At 55.5% G+C, this 21542-nt stretch carries 18 protein-coding genes; 6 read left to right on the top strand and 12 right to left on the bottom strand.

Features of this window, described 5'->3' with window-relative positions:
* Positions 1-139: 139 nt before the first annotated feature.
* Complete coding sequence (gene plsB, locus B9K09_RS16100) at positions 140-2623, bottom strand: glycerol-3-phosphate 1-O-acyltransferase PlsB (RefSeq protein WP_087517773.1); 2484 nt, start codon at positions 2621-2623, stop codon at positions 140-142.
* A 535-nt stretch (positions 2624-3158) separates the two neighbouring features.
* Here plsB and B9K09_RS16095 point away from each other — a divergent pair.
* The gene (locus B9K09_RS16095) at positions 3159-3368 is read left to right on the top strand and encodes a cold-shock protein (RefSeq protein WP_087517772.1); all 210 of its coding nucleotides are present in this window, start codon (positions 3159-3161) and stop codon (positions 3366-3368) included.
* 58 nt (positions 3369-3426) lie between these two features.
* Here B9K09_RS16095 and B9K09_RS16090 read toward each other — a convergent pair whose 3' ends face one another.
* The 4 genes from B9K09_RS16090 to B9K09_RS16075 all read right to left on the bottom strand — a co-directional run bounded on the left by B9K09_RS16090 (position 3427) and on the right by B9K09_RS16075 (position 8566).
* A complete protein-coding gene (locus tag B9K09_RS16090) occupies positions 3427-3801 on the bottom strand; it encodes a hypothetical protein (RefSeq protein WP_087517771.1) in 375 nt (124 codons plus the stop codon).
* A gap of 58 nt (positions 3802-3859) precedes the next feature.
* Entirely contained in the window at positions 3860-4711 is an 852-nt protein-coding gene (locus B9K09_RS16085) for a putative RNA methyltransferase (protein ID WP_087517770.1), read from the bottom strand.
* Complete coding sequence (gene dapE, locus B9K09_RS16080) at positions 4708-5850, bottom strand: succinyl-diaminopimelate desuccinylase (protein WP_087517769.1); 1143 nt, start codon at positions 5848-5850, stop codon at positions 4708-4710. The genes B9K09_RS16085 and dapE overlap by 4 nt, the downstream gene beginning before the upstream one ends.
* Positions 5851-5965: 115 nt before the next feature.
* Positions 5966-8566 carry a glycosyltransferase gene (locus B9K09_RS16075; protein ID WP_087517768.1) on the bottom strand — a complete coding sequence of 867 codons (2601 nt, stop codon included), beginning with the start codon at positions 8564-8566 and terminating at the stop codon, positions 5966-5968.
* Positions 8567-8903: 337 nt separating this feature from the next.
* Here B9K09_RS16075 and tcdA point away from each other — a divergent pair, with 337 nt between their 5' ends.
* The gene (gene tcdA, locus B9K09_RS16070; RefSeq protein WP_087517767.1) at positions 8904-9713 is read left to right on the top strand and encodes a tRNA cyclic N6-threonylcarbamoyladenosine(37) synthase TcdA; all 810 of its coding nucleotides are present in this window, start codon (positions 8904-8906) and stop codon (positions 9711-9713) included.
* Here the strand turns inward: tcdA and B9K09_RS16065 are convergent.
* The 7 genes from B9K09_RS16065 to map all read right to left on the bottom strand — a co-directional run bounded on the left by B9K09_RS16065 (position 9700) and on the right by map (position 17736).
* Positions 9700-10125: a SufE family protein gene (locus tag B9K09_RS16065; RefSeq protein WP_087517766.1), complete on the bottom strand. Its 426-nt coding sequence runs from the start codon at positions 10123-10125 to the stop codon at positions 9700-9702. The genes tcdA and B9K09_RS16065 overlap by 14 nt on opposite strands.
* Positions 10122-11327, bottom strand: a complete 1206-nt coding sequence (locus B9K09_RS16060) for an aminotransferase class V-fold PLP-dependent enzyme (RefSeq protein ID WP_087517765.1) — start codon at positions 11325-11327, stop codon at positions 10122-10124. Before B9K09_RS16060 ends, B9K09_RS16065 begins: the two co-directional genes overlap by 4 nt.
* A 109-nt stretch (positions 11328-11436) precedes the next feature.
* Positions 11437-12471, bottom strand: a complete 1035-nt coding sequence (dapD, locus tag B9K09_RS16055; protein ID WP_087517764.1) for a 2,3,4,5-tetrahydropyridine-2,6-dicarboxylate N-succinyltransferase — start codon at positions 12469-12471, stop codon at positions 11437-11439.
* Positions 12472-12511: 40 nt separating this feature from the next.
* Entirely contained in the window at positions 12512-12859 is a 348-nt protein-coding gene (locus B9K09_RS16050) for an ArsC family reductase (RefSeq protein ID WP_087517763.1), read from the bottom strand.
* 49 nt (positions 12860-12908) lie between these two features.
* Entirely contained in the window at positions 12909-14117 is a 1209-nt protein-coding gene (gene dapC, locus B9K09_RS16045) for a succinyldiaminopimelate transaminase (protein ID WP_087517762.1), read from the bottom strand.
* A gap of 60 nt (positions 14118-14177) precedes the next feature.
* Complete coding sequence (locus B9K09_RS16040) at positions 14178-16880, bottom strand: [protein-PII] uridylyltransferase (RefSeq protein WP_087517761.1); 2703 nt, start codon at positions 16878-16880, stop codon at positions 14178-14180.
* Positions 16881-16953: 73 nt separating this feature from the next.
* Complete coding sequence (map, locus tag B9K09_RS16035) at positions 16954-17736, bottom strand: type I methionyl aminopeptidase (RefSeq protein ID WP_087517760.1); 783 nt, start codon at positions 17734-17736, stop codon at positions 16954-16956.
* A 273-nt stretch (positions 17737-18009) separates the two neighbouring features.
* On the opposite strand from map, the gene rpsB reads away from it, so the two are divergent.
* The 4 genes from rpsB (at position 18010) to frr (ending at position 21540) form a co-directional block, all read left to right on the top strand.
* Entirely contained in the window at positions 18010-18753 is a 744-nt protein-coding gene (gene rpsB, locus B9K09_RS16030) for a 30S ribosomal protein S2 (protein ID WP_087517759.1), read from the top strand.
* A 118-nt stretch (positions 18754-18871) separates the two neighbouring features.
* Positions 18872-19741 carry a translation elongation factor Ts gene (tsf, locus tag B9K09_RS16025; RefSeq protein ID WP_087517758.1) on the top strand — a complete coding sequence of 290 codons (870 nt, stop codon included), beginning with the start codon at positions 18872-18874 and terminating at the stop codon, positions 19739-19741.
* A 501-nt stretch (positions 19742-20242) separates the two neighbouring features.
* Positions 20243-20986, top strand: a complete 744-nt coding sequence (pyrH, locus tag B9K09_RS16020; RefSeq protein WP_087517757.1) for a UMP kinase — start codon at positions 20243-20245, stop codon at positions 20984-20986.
* Positions 20983-21540: a ribosome recycling factor gene (frr, locus tag B9K09_RS16015; protein WP_087517756.1), complete on the top strand. Its 558-nt coding sequence runs from the start codon at positions 20983-20985 to the stop codon at positions 21538-21540. The genes pyrH and frr overlap by 4 nt, the downstream gene beginning before the upstream one ends.
* The last annotated feature ends 2 nt before the right edge of the window (positions 21541-21542 follow it).

Below are 21542 nucleotides of genomic sequence, written 5' to 3'. Positions count from 1 at the left end.
CGCCTTTGATGCTGGATCCGTAAGCACCTTTATAGCGCATTTGATTGACCAAAAGCGCCAGTTTCCTCGCTATTAAACGTATAAAAAAGGTCGCAGTGATGCGACCTTCTTTGTATTTCCGTAGCGTTCTGAGTAAGTGTTAAGGCGTGTCGATTGCGTCTTCAGTCTGATCCATGGTGACCTGACGGATCGATAGGCGAAGTTCCGCAGGCAGTACGCGTTTTGCAGCGCCCTCAGCCAGTTCACTGAGTAACGGGTGGTGGCTCAGTTTTCCGGCTTCATCCTGGCGCAACACGCCTTGATCAAGCAGGGTCTGGATAAAGTGACGGAAAAGACTCTTGTCGAAAAACTCCGGGGCATTCAGCCCGTGAAGAATCGACAAGCGCTGGGCCATGACGGTACACAAATCTTCCAGTTGCTCTGCGCTGATGGTGTTCTGTCCTGCATTAAGCAGCAGCGCAATCGCCATGTAAAAACGTTGCAGGGTTTGTGCGATAGCTCGCGACAGTAAGGTCAGCAGCACAAATTGACGTGAGCTGGGTGCAGGCCGCACGTAAACATCGTTCTCGACCTTGAGCAAACCCTGTTCGACGAAGGCGTTGAGCCACTGATCCACCACCTCGTCGAGTTCGTCGAGACTCCAGCGAATAAACAGCTCAGCCTGCAAGTACGGATACAGCGCGCGAGTAAAGCGCAGGATCTGCTCGTGGCTGATGCGTGGGCTACTCTGGAAGAAGCTGGCGAGCAGGGCAGGCAGGGCAAAAATATGCAGCACGTTATTGCGGTAATAAGTCATCAGCACCGCATTGTGCTCGTTGAGATAAAGAATCTTACCCAGCGCGTCTTTTTGCTCAGCCAGCAGGTCCATGCCTTTTACGTATTCAATCAGTGCCTCGCCATTGCCTTCTGGCAGGGTCGTGTGTGGTGAATACGGCACGCTACGCAGCAACTCTAGATATAAATCCAATACGCGGGCCAGAGCGCGATCATCCAGCGCCAGTTTGCTGGTCGATAACAAGGCTAACGCCACCAGGTTTACCGGGTTGATGGCGGCGGCTTCGTTAAGGTGCTGCGCCACCCGATTACCGAGCCGGTCGGTGGTTGCACTGAGCCAGCTAGGGCGGAACTGCGGTGCATGGGTCTGTTCACGCCAATCAGGTTGTTCGCTGTCGAGAAACTCGGCCAACTTGATGGGTTCGCCGAAGTTTACCCAGACCTGACCGAAGTTTTGCTTGAGTGCGCCGATGACTTTGAAAATATCGAAAATCGACTCTTTCTTTTTACTCGCGCCGCGCAACTCACCAAGATAAGTACGGCCTTCAAGTACTCGCTCATAACCGATGTACACCGGTATGAAAACCACTGGCATACGGTTGTCGCGCAAGAAACTACGCAGGGTAATGGCCAGCATTCCGGTTTTTGGCTGGAGCATACGTCCAGTGCGCGAACGGCCGCCTTCGACGAAGTACTCGACCGGAAACCCTTTGCTGAACAAGGTGTGCAGGTATTCATTGAACACTGCGGTGTAAAGCGGGTTGCCCTTGAAGGTGCGGCGCATGAAGAATGCACCACCGCGACGTAGCAGGCCGCCAATGACTGGCATGTTGAGGTTGATGCCCGCGGCAATGTGCGGCGGGGTCAAGCCGTTGCGAAACAACAGGTAGGACAGCAGCAGGTAGTCGATGTGGCTGCGATGGCAGGGCACATAAATAACCTCGTGGCCCTGTGCGACCTCTTGCACGCCCTCGATGTGATTGACCTTGATTCCATCGTAGATCTTGTTCCAGAACCAACTTAGCACCAGTTCTAGAAAACGGATCACCGTGTAGGTGTAATCCGAGGCTATTTCATTACCGTAACGCAGCGCCTGTGCTTCGGCTTTTTCGATTGAAATACCTTCGCGCTGAGCTTCATCATCGATCGCCTGACGCACTTGTGGGCCGTGAACCAGACCTTTAACCAGATTGCGTCGATGGGAGACATCAGGGCCAATTGCTGCGGTTTTCTGGTTGCGGAAATGCACCCGCAAAATACGCTGTACCATGCGCAGCGTGCGTTCATGGCCTTTGTTTTGTTCAACCAATTCGCGCAGGTGAATCGGCGGCGAAAACTGCACACGGGTTTTACGTCCCAGAATCAGAATGCTGACCAAGCGGCGCAAACGTCCGGTGACGGCCCAGCTATCGGCGAACAGTAGTTTCCAAGGACTGGTCTCGCGGTCGGGCGATTGGCCCCAAAACACGCTGACCGGAATCACTTGGGCGTCATCAACAGCATTTTCACTGAGGGCACTGACAACCCGGTCAAGGGTTGGCGAGATACCGCGTTTATCCTGACGACCCAACCAGCCTGCTGGCGGGTTCAGGTAGAAGTAGGCGGCGGGCTCCATCAAGTCACCGACTGCAACAGGTAGCACTGGGCGCGGCAAACCGGCTTTGCGGCATTCGGTGTCGAGTACAGCAAGGTCACTGATTGAGGGCCTTTGCAGGACAAACAGCACAGGTTTGCTGCGGTCGAGCTTTAGCGTAAAGGCTGATTGATTGATGGTTTCCGAGCGTACCCAGAGGTACAGCAGGCGGCGCACTGTGCCGAACACAAGACGGCGAAACGGGGAGCGGGTCATACGAAGTCTGCAGGCTGTAAAAACGAGCGAATGCTCGGGGCCGCTAGTGTGCCGGATCAACCGCCGCTGGGCAAAACTCTTCGCTGCATTCTTCGCTACATAAGGTAGAAAAACTCCAGTTAAGGTGCCGTTCGTCATTTTCTGGGCTGTTGCCCGGCACGTGCAAGGATCGAAAACGACTCAGTTGCTTTCGGTTGAAGACTTTTACATCGCACCTAAGTTGCATTTTTGTGCGCTCTGTCACATTGCGGGTGCGCGCTTTTTTTAGCCTCAACTTGCCGAGAGGGCCCATGAAATAAAGCTTTAGAGCTTGGCGGGTATGGCCTGCAATGCACTGGAAAAAATGCTTTTCAGTCACAAACCTTGTTTTATACTCGAAGTGCGGTAGCTGCGTGGATCAGCATTTATTTGCTGTAAACAAGTGTTTGCTAGTGACTGGTCTCGTGAGTTTCACGAGGCGAGAGCCGCAGATTAATTAGCGCGCCGCGCAATGCCCTTCGGGACAATAAAAAACTGCAGTTGGAGAGTGTGGGTAATGGCTGATCGTGAAGTGGGAACCGTTAAGTGGTTCAATGACGCCAAAGGTTATGGCTTTATTCAGCGCGAAGATGGCGCCGATGTGTTTGTTCACTACCGGGCGATTCGGGGTGATGGACACCGCTCTCTGGCAGAAGGCCAGAAGGTCGAATACGCGGTAGTTGAGGGCCAGAAGGGCTTGCAGGCAGAGGATGTTGCGGGTCTGTAGTCACTGAACTGCAAAAAGCCCGGGCATTATGTCCGGGCTTTTTTAATTGCAGTGCCAACTAGCTGTTGGTGCGCCAGGTAATCTCTTCGACCCCGTCTTCACTGATACGCATCCAGCGATCAGCCTGTTCATCACTTTCTTCTTCTTCCCAGCTACCGGGTGCGCAACGGACTTCGACCTTAAGTGCGGCAAATGCAGCTTGCGCGCAACTCAGGTCATCTTGCCAGGGCGTAGCATCACTTTCGAGGAACAGGCTGTTCCACTTGCCGACGGCTTTGGGTAGCCATGTAACGGGCACATCACCGGCACGGCATTTGTAAGTCTGGCCTTTTTGTTGCCACGGCGTGCAAGGACCGAGCGCGGCGCTCAACCATTCAGCGATCGCATTGTGATCGGCATCTTTCAGGTAAATCTCGATATCCGGTTGGCGCATGGCAATTAATCCTTGTCGAGCGTGGTGTATGTGCGGGCCTGCGGAATGCCGGTGCCCTTTAAGTTCGCACTATCCAATCGTAACGAATGGCGACCGTCACTTCTAATGGTTCTGCGATGACCGCTGCACGCCGTTCAGCACTGGCGCGCCAGCCGTGTGGTGTCATGGCCAGCAAGTCCGCGCGGGCCTGTTCGCTTTCAACCTTGAGGGTAAACGTCAGGGTTTCACTGTGAGCCAGTTGCATGCCATCAGGAATCAGTTCCAGATGCTTTTGGTCGTCGTAATCGCGAACTTCATCATAAAGCTTCTGGCGCAACTCCATCAGGTGACTGCGGGTCGGGCCCATGCGCAACAATCCACCATGGGTGGCGAGTACGCGTTTGGCTTCCTGCCAATCTAGCGGGCTGAATACGCTGGCCAAAAGCTCGCAACTCGCATCAGCTAGCGGCAGCCGGGCCATGCTGGCGACAACCCATTCCACCGCGGGCGCGCGCTTGCAGGCACGTTTAACCGCTTCACGCGAGATGTCCAGAGCGTAGCCCTGGGCGTCAGGCAACATGCTGGCGATTTGTGCCGTGTAGTAACCCTCGCCACAACCAATGTCCAGCCAGTGAGCGGGCGCATAACCTGCTGCAAGCTGGGCCAGACGCTGGGCCAGTGGCGCATAATGGCCTCCATCAAGAAACCTGCGCCGTGCCTCGACCATCGCCTGATTATCACCGGGATCACGGCTGTTCTTGTGTTGCACCGCCAGCAGGTTCAAATAACCCTGACGTGCGCGATCGAAGCGGTGGTTGGCCGGGCAAACCACGGTTTTATCGACCTGACTGAGCGCGCCCTGACAGATTGGACAGATAAGCCCCAAACGCTTGCCTTCAGGACCTGGCGGGTGTGATGCATGTTCGGTCATGTCAGCAGGTTGACCATGGTTTGATAGTAAATTTCGGTTAGCACATCGAGGTCGCTAGCCAGCACGCGTTCGTTGACCTGATGAATCGTCGCGTTGACCGGGCCAAGCTCGACAACCTGCGCGCCCATGGTGGCGATAAAGCGCCCATCAGAGGTGCCGCCGCTGGTGCTGGGTTTGGTTTCCCGGCCGGTTACGCTACGGATGCTATCGGCGACGGCATCCAGCAACACGCCGGGCTCGGTAAGAAACGGCAAGCCTGAGAGTGCCCACTCAAGATGGTAGTCAAGGCCGTGCTTGTCGAGAATGTCGATAACTCGCTGCTGCAACCCTTCAACTGTCGACTCGGTTGAGAAGCGGAAGTTGAAGATACTGGTCAATTCGCCAGGCACTACGTTGGTCGCGCCAGTGCCAGAGTTGAGGTTGGAGATTTGGAAGCTGGTCGGCGGGAAGAAGTCGTTGCCGTCATCCCAATGGGTGTCAGCCAGTTCAGCCAGTGCCGGAGCTGCCAGATGGATTGGATTCTTGGCCAGGTGCGGGTAGGCCACATGGCCCTGCACACCGCGCACAGTCAGGGTGCAACCGAGTGAGCCACGACGGCCGTTTTTGACTACGTCACCGACCAGGCTGGTGCTCGATGGCTCGCCAACGATGCACCAGTCCATGCGCTCGCCGCGTTTAGACAGCAGCTCAACCACCGCTTTAGTGCCGTGATGGGCCGGGCCTTCTTCATCACTGGTAATCAGAAAAGCAATGGCGCCTTTGTGCTTTGGATGCTCAGTGACAAAGCGTTCAACTGCAACAATCATCGAGGCGAGGCTGCCTTTCATGTCGGCAGCGCCACGACCGCAGAGCATGCCCTGTTCGTCGATCAACGCATCGAAAGGCTTATGCTGCCAAGCTTGAACCGGGCCGGTTGGCACTACATCGGTGTGGCCAGCAAAGCACAGCACCGGGCCGGTGGTGTGACCATGGAACGCCCAGAAGTTATCCACTTCCTCAATACGCATCGGCTCTACCTTGAACCCAAGGTCGCTCAGACGGCGAGTCATTAGTTCTTGGCAGCCTTCGTCGACCGGGGTGACGGAGGGGCGGCTAATCAGATCGCAGGCGAGTGCGAGAGTTGGGGAGAGGGCAGTCATTGCGGCTCCTGAGCGGCATCGAGCAGAAAGGCCGCCATCTTAAAGCAAAACGACGGCCATTGGCCGCCGTCAGGCTGTAAATCTGGGCATTAGCTGCACAGATCGCAGTGGATGCTTAGCTCACGACCTCCGCGTCGATTTCAGCTTCTGATTCCACCGGCTGTGGCAGCGACGACAACATCGCCATAATCACCGACGCCAGGTAGGGCAGCGATTGCACGAGCAGCGTTGCCACCCAGAACTTCACATCCGCACTCGGCAAGCCTTGGGCAATCGTAATACCGACTACGGCGCCCCATAACAGCAGCATGATAAAGACTTCCTCACGCGCTTCGGCCAGCGCCACCAGGAAACCATGGTTGCTGCGCATCTTCGGTGTACGGAAGAACGGAATGCTGGTGGTGAACAAGCCGTACAGCACCGCTTTGGCGATGGTGTGCGATAGCGCTAAGCCCGCCACTGCGGCGCAGAATGCATCTTTGAGATTTACCCCAACTGCGCGCTGATACAGGAACACGATCTTGCCCAGTTTGAACACGAACAGCGCCAAGGGCGGGATCGCAAATATCAGCAATGGCGGGTCGACGCGCTGTGGCACGATAATCATTGCTGCCGACCAGAGCAGGGCTCCAGCGGTGAAAAATATATTCAGACCGTCAGCGACCCATGGCAACCAGCCCGCGATGAAGTGATAACGCTGACCACGCTTGAGGCTTGAGTCCTTACCGAGGAACAAGCTGCGAGCATGCCCCTTCATGATCTGAATGGCGCCATACGCCCAACGGAAGCGCTGTTTTTTGTAGTCGATAAAGGTGTCAGGCATCAACCCTTGGCCAAAGCTGTTGTGGGCATAGGCCGCGGTGTAGCCTTTTTTGAATACGCGTAGGCCCAGCTCGGCATCCTCGCAGATGGTCCAGTCGGCCCATTTCAATTCATCCATGACGGTGCGGCGAATCATGGTCATGGTGCCGTGCTGGATGATTGCGTTGCGGTCGTTACGGGTCACCATGCCGATATGGAAGAAGCCTTTGTACTCGGCGTAACAAAGCTTTTTGAAGGTGCTGCCGTTGCCATCGCGGTAGTCCTGTGGCGACTGGACCACGGCGATTTGTGGGTCGGCGAAGTGCGGCACCATATGTTTCAGCCAGTTTGGGTCGACGCAGTAGTCAGAGTCGATCACCGCGATCACTTTAGCGTCGGGTGCCGTAAAAGGCAGAATGTAATTGAGTGCGCCGCCCTTGAAGCCGGCAATCGGCGCCTTGTGGAAGAAACGGAAGCGTGGGCCGAGTTGCTCGCAATAGGCCTGCACCGGTTCCCATACCGCCGGGTCTTTGGTGTTGTTATCGATGATGATGACTTCGTAATCCGGGTAGTCGAGGTTGGCCAGCGCATCCAACGTCTGCTTAACCATTTCTGGCGGCTCGTTGTAGCACGGCACATGGATCGACACTTTTGGACGGAACTCCGAGTCACCCATTACCGGTTGGAAGGGGCGGCGTCTGGCGCGAACCCATACGGCTTCCGCCAGCTCATGGGCCTCGGTCAGCAAGACGATAAACACTCCTATGGCGCCAATGCCGAGCAAGATGCCGACGGTGAGGCTGAACCAGGTGCTGTATTGCTGGCTGTAGTCATAACCGATCCACACCAGCGCCGAGCCGCCAGCAAAGGCGACAAAGGTCAGGAAGGTACGGCCGCGCTGGCGCAGCGAACTGCCGTCAATCAACAGCAATGCCAAGGCAAGCAGGGCCATGACTACCGAGCCGATAGCCAACAAGCGCCACTGCGGAATTGCCACGACCGGGCCGGTGAAGTTGAATTTTGGCTGGCGATCGAGGTTGTACACCCCCCAATACGCGCCTACCGAGCCTTCATCGCTGATCTTCCAGGTTTGGTCGAAGGCTTCAATCACGAAGTAGTTGTAGCCTTTGGCGTTGAGCGTAGTGACCAATGTGCGCAGATAAATTGCCTGGTCCGCTTGGGACGCATCGGCGCCCCCACGCATACGGCCGTTGCTCGGCCAGCCAACTTCCGAGAGGAGCAGCGGCTTTTTCGGGAAGAGTTTCTTCAGGTCGCGGGCGCGATCAAGGACGAATTGGGTCGAGTCTTCCATTGGGATAAATTCCCAATAAGGCAGAACGTGTGCCGCGATGAGGTCAACGTGCTGAGCCAGTTCCGGGTTCTCTTCCCAAATGTGCCACTGTTCTGAGGTCGATACTGGAACTTTGACCCCGGCGCGGACGCGATCCAGGTATCCGATCAGCTTTTCGGTAGTGATTTCACGGCGGAACAAAGCCTCGTTACCCACCAGTACGCGCACCACGCTGCGCGAGCTGTTGGCCAGCTCGATGGCTTTGGCGATTTCACGCTCATTGCGTGCTTCGTCGTTACTGATCCAGACACCTAATGTCACACGCAGGCCGAATTCTTCAGCCAGGCGCGGAATGTGTGCCAGTGCTTCGTCAACCGAGTAGGTTCGGATGTTGTCGGTCTGCTTGGCGAGCATTTCCAGGTCTTGGGTCATCTCTTTATCGCTTGGGTAAATATTGTTCTGCGGGGTTTGCCCCTCACGGAACGGCGAGAATGAGTAACCGGAAATTCGGTCAGGCCAGGCCGGAGCATTAACCGGCAAGTTATAGAGTGCCCAAAAGCCCGAGAACAAGGCGGCAATCGCTAAGACAACGACCAGGTTGAATCCAAAAATTCTTGATGACATATCTGTTTCGGGTTCCGCTGCGTGGAACGAGGAGGAGCCGGTGAGCACCGGATGGCGCGCATGCTACTCCGCCGTCAATAAGCTGTATAGCGCCTGACACATGCTTTTGTCATGCGCACGAGAGTCATTCGCTTTTGAACGTCAAATAGCTATATAAGTTCGCGGTTTAATGCATTTGTAGCCATTTTTGCGAGACGCTGGGCTATCTAGCCGCCGCGCTGCCGGGCAGTGGCCGTTTAACGGTGCTGATCCTGACCGGCTCTCAGCAAAGGCTTGGGAGTTATCGTTTAGCTTCTTATAATGCTCGATTGCAGATTTTGTGGTGTTGGGGTTAGGCATGCAGATTGATGAACAACGCTTTTCAGGCATCGCCCGGTTGTACGGTCGCGAGGGCGCCGAGCGTTTGTGTGCCGCGCACGTAGCGGTGGTGGGGATTGGCGGCGTTGGCTCTTGGGCTGCTGAGGCATTGGTGCGCTCGGGCGTTGGTGAGATTTCGCTGTTTGACCTAGATGATGTGTGCATCACCAACACCAACCGGCAGATCCACGCCTTGAATGGCGCGGTCGGCAAAGCAAAGGTTGAGGTGATGGCAGAGCGACTGCGGGCGATTAACCCCGCCTGCAAGGTGCACGCGGTGGCTGACTTTGTGACCCGTGAAACCATGGCCGAGTACATCACCGAAGACATGGATGCGGTGATTGATTGCATTGATAGCGTTAACGCCAAGGCGGCGCTGATTTCCTGGTGCAAGCGGCGCAAGATCCAGATTGTCACCACGGGTGGGGCTGGTGGCCAGATTGATCCGACACAAATCCGCGTGGGAGACCTGAACAAGACCTTTAATGACCCGCTGGCGTCGAAAGTGCGTTCGACCCTGCGTCGCGATTATGGCTTCTCGCGCACCATGGGACGTAACTACAGCGTGCCGTGCGTGTTTTCCACCGAGCAACTGCGTTACCCATTGCCCGATGGCAGCACATGTCAGAGCAAGAGCTTCGTCGGTGAAGGCGTTGCATTGGATTGTGCAGGCGGTTTCGGCGCAGCCATGATGGTGACGTCGACTTTCGCCATGGTTGCGGTGAGCAAGATTATCGAGAAATTGATTGAGGGTGCGCGTCGCCCGTCTGAGCGGGTTAAGCCTCAGTAGTCAGTTCACGCATACGCTGTAACACCGCATTCAAACCGTTGCTGCGTGAGGGTGACAATTGTCGCGATAACCCTAGTTGGTTGAACCAGTCGCTCAAATCAAGTTGCGCCAGTGCTGCGCTGTCGAGACCGTTGACCCGCACCAATAGCACGGCGAGCAAACCGCGAATCAGCCGCGCCTCGCTTGCCGCGTGAAACTGCCACCGTTGCTCCGTGCGTTCAGCCACAAGCCAGACTTTGCTTTCGCAGCCGTGCACGCGGTTTTCTTCGGTGTGTTGGGCTTCGCTCAGTGGCGCGAGCTTTTCGCCCCACAGCATGAGTAAACGCGCGCGCTGCTCCCAGCTTCCGGCTTGCTGAAATGCGTCGAGTGCTTGCGCGGCATTGGGTGGCAGTACCGATTGCGAGGGGCTCATCTGAGAATATCCAAGGCGTTATCCAGTGCGCTGAAGAAGCGCTCAAGGTCGTTGCCATTGTTGTACAGGCCGAGGGAGACACGAATCGCGCCGCCAAGGCCGAGCCGGTTCATCAAAGGCATGGCACAGTGTTGCCCCGCGCGTACGGCAATCCCTTGTTCTGTCAGCAGTTGGGCGAGGTCTGCATTATGGACGTCTGCGACGACAAAGCTGGCCAGTGCGATGTTCGGCTCACCGAGCACGCTGATGCCATCGCGGGTGGCAAGTCCCAGCATTAACTGCTGATGCAGCGCCTGCTCAAAGGTTGCTATTGCTTGTTGATCAAGCTGATCGAGATAGCTGAGCGCGGCGCCCAGCGCAATCACACTGCTGATCGGTGGCGTACCTGCTTCAAAGCCAAGCGGAGCCGGGCGGAACATGGCTGAGTGGTAATCTGCGGTTTGCACCATCTCGCCGCCAAACTGCCAGTGCTTGAGTTGTGACAACGCTTGGGTTTTGCCGTAGAGCACGCCAACGGCGTCTGGGCCGTAGAGTTTGTGGCTGGAAAATACGTAAAAGTCGCAGTCAAGTTGCTGCATATCATGGCGACCGTGCACCACGGCCTGCGCGCCATCAATCACTGTCAATGCGTCATGGGCTTTAGCCAGCGCCAACAGTTCAGCCACCGGCTGCCAGCAACCGATCACGTTAGACAGTTGGCTGACAGCTAGCAGGCGCGTACGCGGGCCAATCAGCTCTGCGGCGCGTTCCAGATCAATGCGCCCATCTGCGCGTAACGGCAACACCACAAGCTTCAAATTCTGGCGCACGGCCAGTTGCTGCCACGGTAATAGATTGGCGTGGTGCTCCAGTGCGCTGATTACCAGCTCATCACCGGGTTTGAACAGGTGCTCCAAGCCATACGCCAGCAGGTTAAAGGCTGATGTTGCGCCGTGGGTGAAAATTATTTGTGCGCTAGAGTGCGCGTTCAGCCATTTGCCTACGTGCTCGCGGCTGGCTTCGAAGGCACGGGTGGCGCGCTCGCCCGGTAAATGTTGGGCGCGGTGTACGTTAGCGCTGCCAGCTGAGTAATAGGCGACTAATGCGTCGAGCACCGCTTGCGGCTTTTGCGCAGTAGCAGCGCTGTCCAGATACGTCTGACCCTCAGCCTCTAGGGCCAGAATGCCGGGGAAGTCTGCGCGCCAAGGCGAGGGCAGGGACATAGCGGATCTCTGAAAGGGGGAGCGAGCACCGGTCGTGTGCTGCGCGTTGTTCATCCTACAAACTAACCGAAGCCTACGAATGGCAGGCCCCGGTTAGGCAGACACGTGCTTAGTTGTGCGCGTGCAGTGCTTCGTTCAGCTCGATGGCAGACTTGTGCGTCTTGCACTCAACTGCGCCAGTGATCGAGTTGCGGCGGAACAGCAAGTCAGGCTGGCCAGCCAGTTCACGGGCTTTAACCACTTTGACCTGATTGCCTTGCTCGTCGAGCAAATTGACTTTGGTTCCGGCGGTGACGTACAGGCCCGATTCAACCGTGTTGCGGTCGCCCAGCGGAATACCGATGCCGGCGTTCGCGCCGATCAGGCAGCCTTCACCCACAGAGATAACGATATTGCCGCCGCCAGACAGTGTGCCCATGGTCGAGCAGCCGCCGCCAAGGTCAGAGCCTTTGCCGACGAATACGCCAGCGGATACACGGCCTTCGATCATGCCTGGGCCTGCTGTGCCAGCGTTGAAGTTAACGAAACCTTCGTGCATGACGGTGGTGCCTTCGCCGATGAATGCCCCCAGACGAATGCGCGAGCTGTCAGCGATGCGTACGCCAGCGGGCACAACGTAGTCAGTCATTTTCGGGAATTTGTCGACCGAGAACACTTCCAGTAACTCGCCACGCAAGCGCGCTTCGAGTTGACGCTCAGCCAATTCGCTGAGGTCGACAGCGCCCTGGCTGGTCCATGCCACATTCGGCAGCAGCGGGAAAATACCGCTGAGGTTCAAGCCGTGCGGCTGTACCAGGCGGTGCGAAAGCAGGTGCAGCTTCAGGTAGGCTTCCGGCGTGCTGGTTGGCGCGGCATCTTCCGCGAGGAAAGTAGCAACCAGTGGCTTGTGGCTTTCGGCCAGGCGAGTCAGCAGTGCTGATTGCGCGGCATCGACGCCTTTGAGCATTTCAGCGAGGTCACTGGCTTGCTGGGTGGTGAACTGGATGGCTTGATTGCCGCCGTCATAACCGAGCTTTTCCGCCGCTTTACTAACCAGCTCAGCCGATGGGTTGAGCAGTGGCTGAGCGTAGAACACTTCCAGCCAGTTGCTTTGACGGTTTTGTGTACCTACGCCGAAGGCCAGGCTGTAGAGAGTGTTGTTCATGTTGAGTTCCTTGCAGCAAATTCAATATTTAAGAAATGCGTTAGGCCAGCTCGGCTGCATAACGGTCAGGTTTGAAACCCACCAGGGTTCTATCGCCTAGATCAAGGACTGGGCGTTTAATCATCGACGGTTGGGCCAGCATCAACTCGATGGCCTTGTTCTGGTCGAGGTCGCTTTTCTGCGCCTCATCCAGCTTGCGGAAGGTGGTGCCAGCACGGTTGAGTACAACTTCCCAGCCATGTTCGTTGCACCACTTTTCCAGGTTGCCGCGGTCAATGCCCACGGCTTTGTAATCATGAAATTGGTAGCTTACAGCGTGCTCGTCGAGCCAGGTACGAGCCTTTTTCATGGTGTCACAGGCTTTGATGCCAAATAGGGTATTGCTCATTCAATCAACCTCTTAAAGCCGTGCAGGCGATAGCGTTAAAATGCTCGCCTTAGTCATTCTTCACAAACTGACGAATCCGTTCTGCCGCTTCAACGCACTCAGCCAACGGCGCGACCAGCGCCATGCGTACGCGACCCGCGCCAGGGTTATGACCATTAACGCTGCGTGACAGGTATGAGCCGGGCACGACAGTTACGTGCTCCTGGGCATACAAATCACGGCTGAACTGTTCGTCATCTATTGGGGTTTTCGCCCACAGATAAAAGCCGCCGTCCGGGCGCTGTACGTCAAGCACGCCATCGAGAATCGCCAGCACGGCATCAAATTTCTCGCGGTACAGGTCGCGGTTAGCGAGTACGTGAGCCTCATCGGTCCATGCCGCAATGCTAGCCAACTGCGTCTGCACCGGCATCGCACAGCCGTGGTAGGTACGATACAGCAGGAAAGATTTCAGTATGTCGGCATCGCCAGCCACAAACCCGGAGCGCAATCCCGGCAGGTTAGAGCGTTTCGACAGGCTGTGAAATACCACGCAGCGTTTAAAATCGTTGCGGCCCAATTCAGCGCAGGCGGTAAGCAGCCCGGCGGGTGGGTTGGCTTCATCAAAGTAGAGCTCGCTGTAGCACTCGTCCGAGGCAATCACGAAGTCAAACTTGTCAGCCAGTTTGATCAGTTCTTTCAGGGTGTCCAGCGGAATCAGCGCGCCCGTTGGGTTGCCGGGTGAGCACAGAAACAGAATCTGACAGCGTTGCCAGACGTCATCGCTGACGGCTGCAAAATCAGGGTTGAAGCCATGCTGCTCCAGGCAAGGCAGGTAGTGCGGCTCTGCGCCAGCGAGCAGTGCTGCGCCTTCATAGATTTGATAAAACGGATTCGGACTGATCACATAACCAGGCTGTTCGCCGGTTTGCGCACGTTTGACCACCGTTTGGGTGAAGGCAAACAACGCCTCACGCGTACCGTTGACCGGCAACACATTGCGGGCAGGGTCGAGCGCGCCAACTGGCAGGTTAAAGCGCTTGCTGGCCCAATTGGCGATGGCTTCGCGCAGTGCGGCAATACCCAGGGTAGTCGGGTAGACAGCCAGTTGCTCAAGGTTATCGCTCAGCGCTTTGGCTACGAAATCAGGCGAGCGATGCTTGGGTTCGCCAATGGACAGGGCGATAGCCTTTTTCTCTGCGTTCGGCGTCACGCTGCCAAGCAAGGCGCGGAGTTTCTCGAACGGGTAGGGCTGCAACTGGTTTAACGCGTCATTCATGGTTTATTCCTGGCAACGTCTTAGCCGCTGGGCATACCAGCCTGGCGGCGGCTGTCGGGTTCAAATGGTAATTTTGCTCGGCTCACTGCCCACTGTGCTGGCGTCGCTTAGCTGCGAGACAATGGTTTCCTGTAAGCGCATACAAAGCTCTGGATCTGAAAGTTGCTGGTTGTTGGCGTCGGTCACGAAGAATACGTCTTCTACGCGCTCGCCCAACGTCGCAATTTTTGCGTTCTGGATAGACAAGTCGAAATCAAGAAAGATGCGTCCAATTCGGGCTAGCAGTCCGGGGCGATCAGGTGCGGTCAGCTCAATCACTGTCAACGGGCGCTGGGCGTCATTGTGAATGGTCACCCGCGGTGCGAAGTCAAAGTGCTTGAGCTGGCGCGGTACGCGACGTTGAATGATATTCGGGTAGTCATCCGGGTTGATCAACGCATCAATCAGGCCTTGGCGAATTTGCATGATACGCGCTGGGTTATCACCAATTGAGCTGCCGTCACCTTCAAGCACAATATAGGTGTCGAGGGTGAACTGGCTGGTCGAAGTGAGGATTCGGGCGTCATGAATGTTCAGGTTTAACTGAGCCATTGCCGCCACCGTCACGGCGAAGAAGTCGTGTTGGTCCTGTGCATAAATGAACAGTTGGGTGCCGCCCTCGAAGTCGCGCTGAGTGGTTTCCTTGATCAAAACCAGCGGATTGCCATCGTTCGGGTGCTGGATGATGGCCTCGGTATGCCAGGCCACATCGCTGGCCGTATGGCGCAGGAAGTAATCGTCACCGAGGTGCGACCAGAGTTGCTCGGCCTCGTCAGGATCTGTACCGCTGCGGACCAAGGTATCCAGCGCCGCTGTTTGCGTGAGGCGGATCTGCTCTTCACGTTCAAGACGGTTTTCCAGGCCGCGATTCAGTGCGCGTTTGGTTTCGGTGTAGAGCTGGCGCAGCAAGCTGGCACGCCATGAGTTCCACAACGTCGGGTTGGTCGCGTTGATATCGGCAACGGTCAGCACGTAGAGATAATCAAGGTGCGTGTGATCGCCGACGAGCATGGCAAAGTCATGGATGATTTGCGGGTCTGACAAGTCTTTGCGTTGCGCGGTGGTCGACATGGTCAGGTGATGCTGAACCAGCCAGACAATCAACTTGCTGTCCCAGTCGGGCAGCTGATGGCGCGCACAAAACGCCTCAGCGTCCACTGCGCCGAGCTCCGAGTGATCACCGCCACGACCTTTGCCTATGTCGTGATACAGGCCCGCCAGGTAAATAAGCTCGGGCTTGGGCAGTTTATCCATGAGCTTGCTGGCCAGCGGAAACTTCTCGGCCATCTCGACCCATTTGAATTTGCGCAGGTGCTTAATCAAATTCAGGGTGTGCGCATCGACCGTGAAGATATGAAACAGGTCGTGCTGCATCTGTCCGACGATATGGCCAAACTCAGGTAAATAGCGCCCAAGAATGCCGTAACGGTTCATCCGGCGTAGGTTGCGATGGATCCCCGAGGGGCTTTTGAACAGCTCGATAAACAGGCTGGTGTTACGAATGTCGTTGCGAAACTCATCGTCGATCAAGTGTCGGTGATCGCGCAGCAAGCGAATACTGTCAGCACAGACACCCTTTATATGCGGATGCTGAGCCATGAGCACGAACACTTCGAGAATCGCGAACGGGGTGCGCTTGAAGACATTCGGGTGCGTCACCTCGATATAGCCATCGCGTAGTTGGAACCGGCTATTCAAGCCGGTGGCGGTACCGCGTTCACCTGCACGCAATATCTGCTCTTCGAAGTGCTGTTTGATCAGGTCGCTAAGTTCAGCAACCCCCATCACCACGCGGTAGTACTTCTGCATGAAGTGCTCGATGCCACGCTTGTTCTTGTTGGTCTCGAAACCCAAGAGTTCGGCGATCTGCGCCTGATGATCGAACAGCAGTCGGTCTTCAGCGCGGCCTGCGAGCATATGCAGGGCATAGCGCACCTTCCACAAAAAGTCCTGGCTGGCGGCGAGCATGGTGTACTCGGTTTTCAGCAGGTAGTCCTGCTCAATCATCGATTGCAGGTTGAGCGTACCGAAGTGCCGACGTGCGACCCAGAGAATGGTCTGGATATCACGCAGGCCGCCCGGCGAGCCTTTGACGTTGGGCTCGAGGTTGTACTCGGTATCGTTATATTTGGCGTGACGGGCGCGCTGCTCTTTGCGTTTGGCCAGGAAGAACTCTTGGCTTGGCCACATTTGCTCCGTGCTGGTCACCGCCTGCATGCGCTGACGAAGACGCTCTGGGCCAGCGATGGTGCGGCTTTCCATCAAGTTGGTGATGACGGTCAGGTCGGCTCGCGCCTCTTCGGCGCACTCATTGACCGAGCGCACGCTTTGGCCCACTTCCAGACCAATATCCCAAAGCAGCAGAAGGAACTGTTCAATCGGTTCGCGAAAGGTTTCGTGATCGGCATTGTCGAGCAATATCAGCAGGTCGATATCGGAAAATGGATGCAACTCGCCACGGCCGTAGCCGCCAACGGCGAGCAAGGCAATGTCGGCATCTTCCGACCAGTCCAGGCGCAGCCAGGCTTCGCGCAGAATTTGGTCAACAAACCAAGCGCGATCCTCAATCAAACGGCGTACTTCACGGCCTTCGTAAAAGCGGGCATTAAGCACGTCGTTGGCGCGCTTAATGGCTTTTTTGAAGGCTGCGATCGGGCTGGACTTCAAGGCCAGTTCCGCTTGGAACTGCCCGCGGTCGAACAGCTGAGGATCTACCTGAGGCATGCAACGGCCTTCCTTATGTAGCGCGACAAGAGACTCAATCAGAATTGATTGCCGGTGTAGCAACCTGCGCGTATCAAGCTGATACGCGTGGAATTGTATCGTCGCTGCGCAGGGTGAAGATTTCGTAGCCGTTGGCAGTCACCAGAATCGTGTGCTCCCACTGTGCCGAAAGCTTGCGATCCTTGGTGATGGCGGTCCAGCCATCGCCCAGCAGGCGAGTTTCGGCGCGGCCTTGGTTGATCATCGGCTCAATGGTGAAGGTCATGCCTTCCTTAAGTTCCATGCCGGTGCCAGCGCGACCGTAATGCAGCACTTGTGGCTCTTCGTGAAATACAGCGCCAATGCCGTGGCCGCAGTATTCGCGAACCACAGAAAAACCGTTTTTCTCGGCGTGCTTCTGAATCACTTCACCTATATCGCCCAAATGCGCGCCTGGCTTGACCAGCTCGATGCCTTTATACATGCACTCTTGGGTGATTTTGGCCAAGCGTTCAGCCCACTCTGGCACTTTACCAACCATGAACATCTTGCTGGTGTCGCCGTGGTAACCGTCTTTGATCACGGTGATGTCGATGTTCAGCACGTCGCCTTCTTTCAGCGGCTTCTCGTTAGGAATGCCGTGGCAGACTACGTGGTTGATCGAGGTGCAGATCGACTTTGGAAAACCTTTATAGTTAAGCGGGGCAGGGATAGCCTGCTGCACGTTAACGATATAGTCGTGGCAGATGCGGTCGAGTTCCTCAGTGGTAACACCGGGTTTGACGTGTTCGCCGATCATTTCCAGCACGTCAGCGGCCAAGCGGCCGGCGATGCGCATTTTTTCGATTTCCTCGAGCGATTTGATGGTGACGGTCATATAGGGTCTCGGACATGCATAAAAGTGGCATATGGTAACAGCTTAGAGGTGCATTCTATAAGGGCAAAGGTAACTGCTCTGAAGTTTTGCTGTAATCGATGTGTAGCTTGTAGGCGGTTATTGTGGTATAAAACGCGCCGCTTTCATGGGCAGTCTGTCCAAAAGCATAAACCCACACACGTATCGACACGATTTCCTGGGTGCCGTTTGTTCTGCAAATGGTTGGAGATTGGGATGCGTGGAGGCCTAACCCGACTTAATTAAGGAACGACCATGTCCCAAGTCAATATGCGCGATATGCTGAAGGCCGGTGTGCACTTCGGCCACCAGACCCGTTACTGGAACCCGAAAATGGGTAAGTACATCTTCGGTTCGCGTAACAAGATTCACATCATCAACCTTGAAAAAACCCTGCCAATGTTCAACGACGCACTGTCGTTCGTTGAGAAGCTGGCTTCCGGTAAAAACAAGATTCTGTTCGTTGGCACCAAGCGTTCTGCTGGCAAGATCGTTCGTGAAGAAGCAGCTCGCTGCAACTCTCCGTTCGTCGATCACCGCTGGTTGGGCGGCATGCTGACTAACTACAAAACCATCCGTGCTTCGATCAAGCGTCTGCGTGATCTTGAAGTTCAGGCGCAAGACGGCACTTTCACCAAGCTGACTAAGAAAGAAGCCCTGATGCGCACTCGTGATCTGGAAAAACTGGATCGCAGCCTGGGTGGTATCAAGGATATGGGCGGTCTGCCAGACGCTCTGTTCGTTATCGACGTTGATCACGAGCGCATTGCTATCACCGAAGCCAACAAGCTGGGCATTCCAGTAATTGGCGTTGTTGATACCAACAGCAGCCCGGAAGGTGTTGATTACATCATCCCAGGTAACGACGACGCCATCCGTGCCATCCAGTTGTACATGGGTGCTATGGCTGACGCAGTTGTACGTGGTCGTAGCAATGCTAACGGTGGCACCGACGAATTCGTCGCTGAAGCCCCGGCTGCTGAAGCCGCTCAAGGCTAAGCAGTAAGCGTTACTCGCTGCGCAAAAAGGGGGCTTAGCCCCCTTTTTGTCACTTATAGAATTCATCGCCCGCCTGGCGGGTGAGATGGTTGAAGACCTACCTAAGAGGATTTCGAACATGGCAGAGATTACTGCAGCCCTAGTTAAAGAACTGCGTGAGCGTACTGGCCAAGGCATGATGGACTGTAAAAAAGCCCTGACTGCTGCTGGTGGCGACATCGAAAAAGCAATCGACGATATGCGTGCTGCTGGTGCCATCAAGGCTGCCAAGAAAGCCGGTAACATCGCTGCTGAAGGTGCTATCGCAATCAAATTGGCTGGTGATAACAAGCGCGCGCTGATCATCGAAGTCAACTCCCAGACTGACTTCCTGGCTCTGCAAGACGATTTCAAGAACTTCGTCAGCAGCAGCATCGACAAAGCTTTCGCTGAGAACATGACTGACGCAGCTCCACTGGTTGCGGCCATGGAATCTGATCGTGAAGCCTTGGTTGCTAAAGTTGGCGAGAACGTAAACATTCGTCGCCTGTCGAGCGTTGAAGCTGACGTTGTTGGTTCTTACCTGCACGGTCACCGTATCGGCGTTCTGGTTGCTCTGAAAGGCGGCGACGTTGAGCTGGCTAAAGAAGTTGCCATGCACGTAGCGGCTAGCAACCCTCAGTTCCTGAGCTCGGCTGAAGTCTCTGAAGAAGCAGTTGCCAAGGAAAAAGAAATCTTCCTGGCGCTGAACGAAGAGAAAATCAAAGGCAAGCCTGCTGAAATCGTTGAGAAGATGGTTGCTGGTCGTATCAGCAAGTTCTTGGCTGAAGCGAGCCTGGTTGAGCAAGCTTTCGTTAAAGACGACAGCATCAAGGTTGGCGAGCTGGTGAAGAAAGCTGGCGCTGAAATCGTTTCGTTCACTCGCTACGAAGTGGGTGAAGGTATCGATAAAGGCGAAACTGACTTCGCTGCTGAAGTAGCTGCACAGCTGGCTTCCAGCAAGCAGTAAGACGGTCTAAAAACTGTCGTCCCAAAGAGGCTGCCCGCTTATGCGTGCGGCCTTTTTGTCGAACTAGGGAGGCAATTTAGGATGCCCCTGAAAGCGAGTGAGCCAATCGGCTCAGGTTAAAAGCTGCTTACGCTGCAGGTTAGCTCTAGTAAACTGCACGGTTATGGCGTCTTCTGACTTGGCTTTTTGTTGCTCAAGGCGTTTTCAAAGGCTTGCCTTGGTCGGTTGGAAAAATATTTTCCGGCTTTTGTGATTTAAAAGCCCCGACTGTTGCCGAAGTACTCGATAATTGTGGGCTGTATTACCCGCATAGGAATCCGCTGAAAAAGGTGGCGAGCGAAGGAAGGGAGTGCAGGGCAATGGGTGCGAGAAAGCGACCGTAGTCGCGCTCGACTTTAGTTGTCCTAAATGAGCATTTTGAGCAGCGTTTCAACGCCGCAATACCTAGCGCAGTAGTTTTTCAGGGTTTCTTAGAATTTTAACGCCGCAGGAGAGAATTGTATGGCTCAGCAGGTGAGTGGTCGTCAACCGCGTTATAAGCGCATTCTGCTCAAACTAAGCGGCGAAGCCCTGATGGGATCGGAAGAGTTTGGTATCGATCCCAAGGTGCTCGATCGCATGGCCCTTGAAGTGGGGCAGTTGGTAGGTATCGGCTTGCAAGTTGGCCTGGTAATTGGTGGCGGTAACTTGTTCCGTGGTGCCGCGCTGAGCGCAGCCGGAATGGACCGAGTGACTGGCGATCACATGGGTATGCTGGCCACTGTGATGAACGCCTTGGCCATGCGCGACGCGCTGGAACGTTCGAATATCCCGGCAATCGTGATGTCTGCGATTTCCATGGTCGGTGTGACTGATCACTACGATCGTCGTAAGGCCATGCGCCATCTGAAGACTGGTGAAGTGGTGATTTTCGCTGCTGGCACCGGTAATCCTTTCTTTACCACTGACTCGGCTGCGTGCCTGCGCGCAATCGAGATCGATGCGGACGTGGTATTGAAGGCGACTAAAGTCGATGGCGTATACACTGCGGATCCATTTAAAGATCCGCACGCAGAGAAATTTGAGCGCCTTACCTATGATGAGGTGCTGGATCGCAAGCTTGGGGTGATGGATCTGACTGCCATCTGCCTGTGCCGCGACCATAATATGCCGCTGCGAGTCTTCAATATGAATAAGCCAGGCGCCCTGTTGAACGTTGTTGTCGGTGGCGCTGAAGGTACCCTGATCGAGGAAGGTGAAGAATGATTAACGAGATTAAGAAAGACACCCAGTCACGCATGGCCAAGAGCCTAGAGTCGCTGAATGTCGCTTTTGCCAAAATTCGTACTGGTCGTGCGCACCCAAGCATCCTCGACAGTGTGATGGTGTCCTACTACGGTACTGATACGCCGTTGCGCCAAGTCGCCAACGTGGTCACTGAAGATTCGCGCACCTTGGCGCTGTCTGTATTTGACAAGGGCATGATCCAGGCTGTTGAAAAAGCCATCATGACTTCCGATCTCGGCCTCAATCCTGCGACTGCTGGCACCACTATTCGGGTGCCAATGCCTGCGCTGACCGAAGAAACGCGCAAGGGCTACACCAAGCAGGCGCGTGCTGAAGCTGAAAACGCCCGTGTTGCCGTGCGCAACATCCGTCGTGATGCCTTGGCGCAGCTCAAGGACCTGGAAAAAGAAAAAGAAATCAGCGAGGACGAAGAACGTCGCGCCGCTGATGAAATCCAGAAGCTAACCGACAAGTATGTGGCCGAAGTCGATAAGGCACTGGAAAACAAGGAAGCGGATCTGATGGCCGTCTGACG

The sequence above is a fragment of the Pseudomonas sp. M30-35 genome (genome assembly GCF_002163625.1).
Lineage (GTDB): Bacteria > Pseudomonadota > Gammaproteobacteria > Pseudomonadales > Pseudomonadaceae > Aquipseudomonas.
Note: the sequence above shows the minus strand (reverse complement) of the source record. Positions and strands in the feature narration are given on the sequence as shown.

Bases quoted from the DNA above. Each gene is read 5' to 3' on its own strand.
- plsB (WP_087517773.1), bottom strand. From the start codon at position 2,623: ATGACCCGCTCCCCGTTTCGCCGTCTTGTGTTCGGCACAGTGCGCCGC.
- tcdA (WP_087517767.1), top strand. From the start codon at position 8,904: ATGCAGATTGATGAACAACGCTTTTCAGGCATCGCCCGGTTGTACGGT.
- frr (WP_087517756.1), top strand. From the start codon at position 20,983: ATGATTAACGAGATTAAGAAAGACACCCAGTCACGCATGGCCAAGAGC.
- pyrH (WP_087517757.1), top strand. From the start codon at position 20,243: ATGGCTCAGCAGGTGAGTGGTCGTCAACCGCGTTATAAGCGCATTCTG.
- B9K09_RS16065 (WP_087517766.1), bottom strand. From the start codon at position 10,125: ATGAGCCCCTCGCAATCGGTACTGCCACCCAATGCCGCGCAAGCACTC.
- B9K09_RS16090 (WP_087517771.1), bottom strand. From the start codon at position 3,801: ATGCGCCAACCGGATATCGAGATTTACCTGAAAGATGCCGATCACAAT.
- B9K09_RS16095 (WP_087517772.1), top strand. From the start codon at position 3,159: ATGGCTGATCGTGAAGTGGGAACCGTTAAGTGGTTCAATGACGCCAAA.
- B9K09_RS16085 (WP_087517770.1), bottom strand. From the start codon at position 4,711: ATGACCGAACATGCATCACACCCGCCAGGTCCTGAAGGCAAGCGTTTG.
- map (WP_087517760.1), bottom strand. From the start codon at position 17,736: ATGACCGTCACCATCAAATCGCTCGAGGAAATCGAAAAAATGCGCATC.
- B9K09_RS16040 (WP_087517761.1), bottom strand. From the start codon at position 16,880: ATGCCTCAGGTAGATCCTCAGCTGTTCGACCGCGGGCAGTTCCAAGCG.
- rpsB (WP_087517759.1), top strand. From the start codon at position 18,010: ATGTCCCAAGTCAATATGCGCGATATGCTGAAGGCCGGTGTGCACTTC.
- B9K09_RS16060 (WP_087517765.1), bottom strand. From the start codon at position 11,327: ATGTCCCTGCCCTCGCCTTGGCGCGCAGACTTCCCCGGCATTCTGGCC.
- dapE (WP_087517769.1), bottom strand. From the start codon at position 5,850: ATGACTGCCCTCTCCCCAACTCTCGCACTCGCCTGCGATCTGATTAGC.
- B9K09_RS16050 (WP_087517763.1), bottom strand. From the start codon at position 12,859: ATGAGCAATACCCTATTTGGCATCAAAGCCTGTGACACCATGAAAAAG.
- dapD (WP_087517764.1), bottom strand. From the start codon at position 12,471: ATGAACAACACTCTCTACAGCCTGGCCTTCGGCGTAGGTACACAAAAC.
- dapC (WP_087517762.1), bottom strand. From the start codon at position 14,117: ATGAATGACGCGTTAAACCAGTTGCAGCCCTACCCGTTCGAGAAACTC.
- tsf (WP_087517758.1), top strand. From the start codon at position 18,872: ATGGCAGAGATTACTGCAGCCCTAGTTAAAGAACTGCGTGAGCGTACT.
- B9K09_RS16075 (WP_087517768.1), bottom strand. From the start codon at position 8,566: ATGTCATCAAGAATTTTTGGATTCAACCTGGTCGTTGTCTTAGCGATT.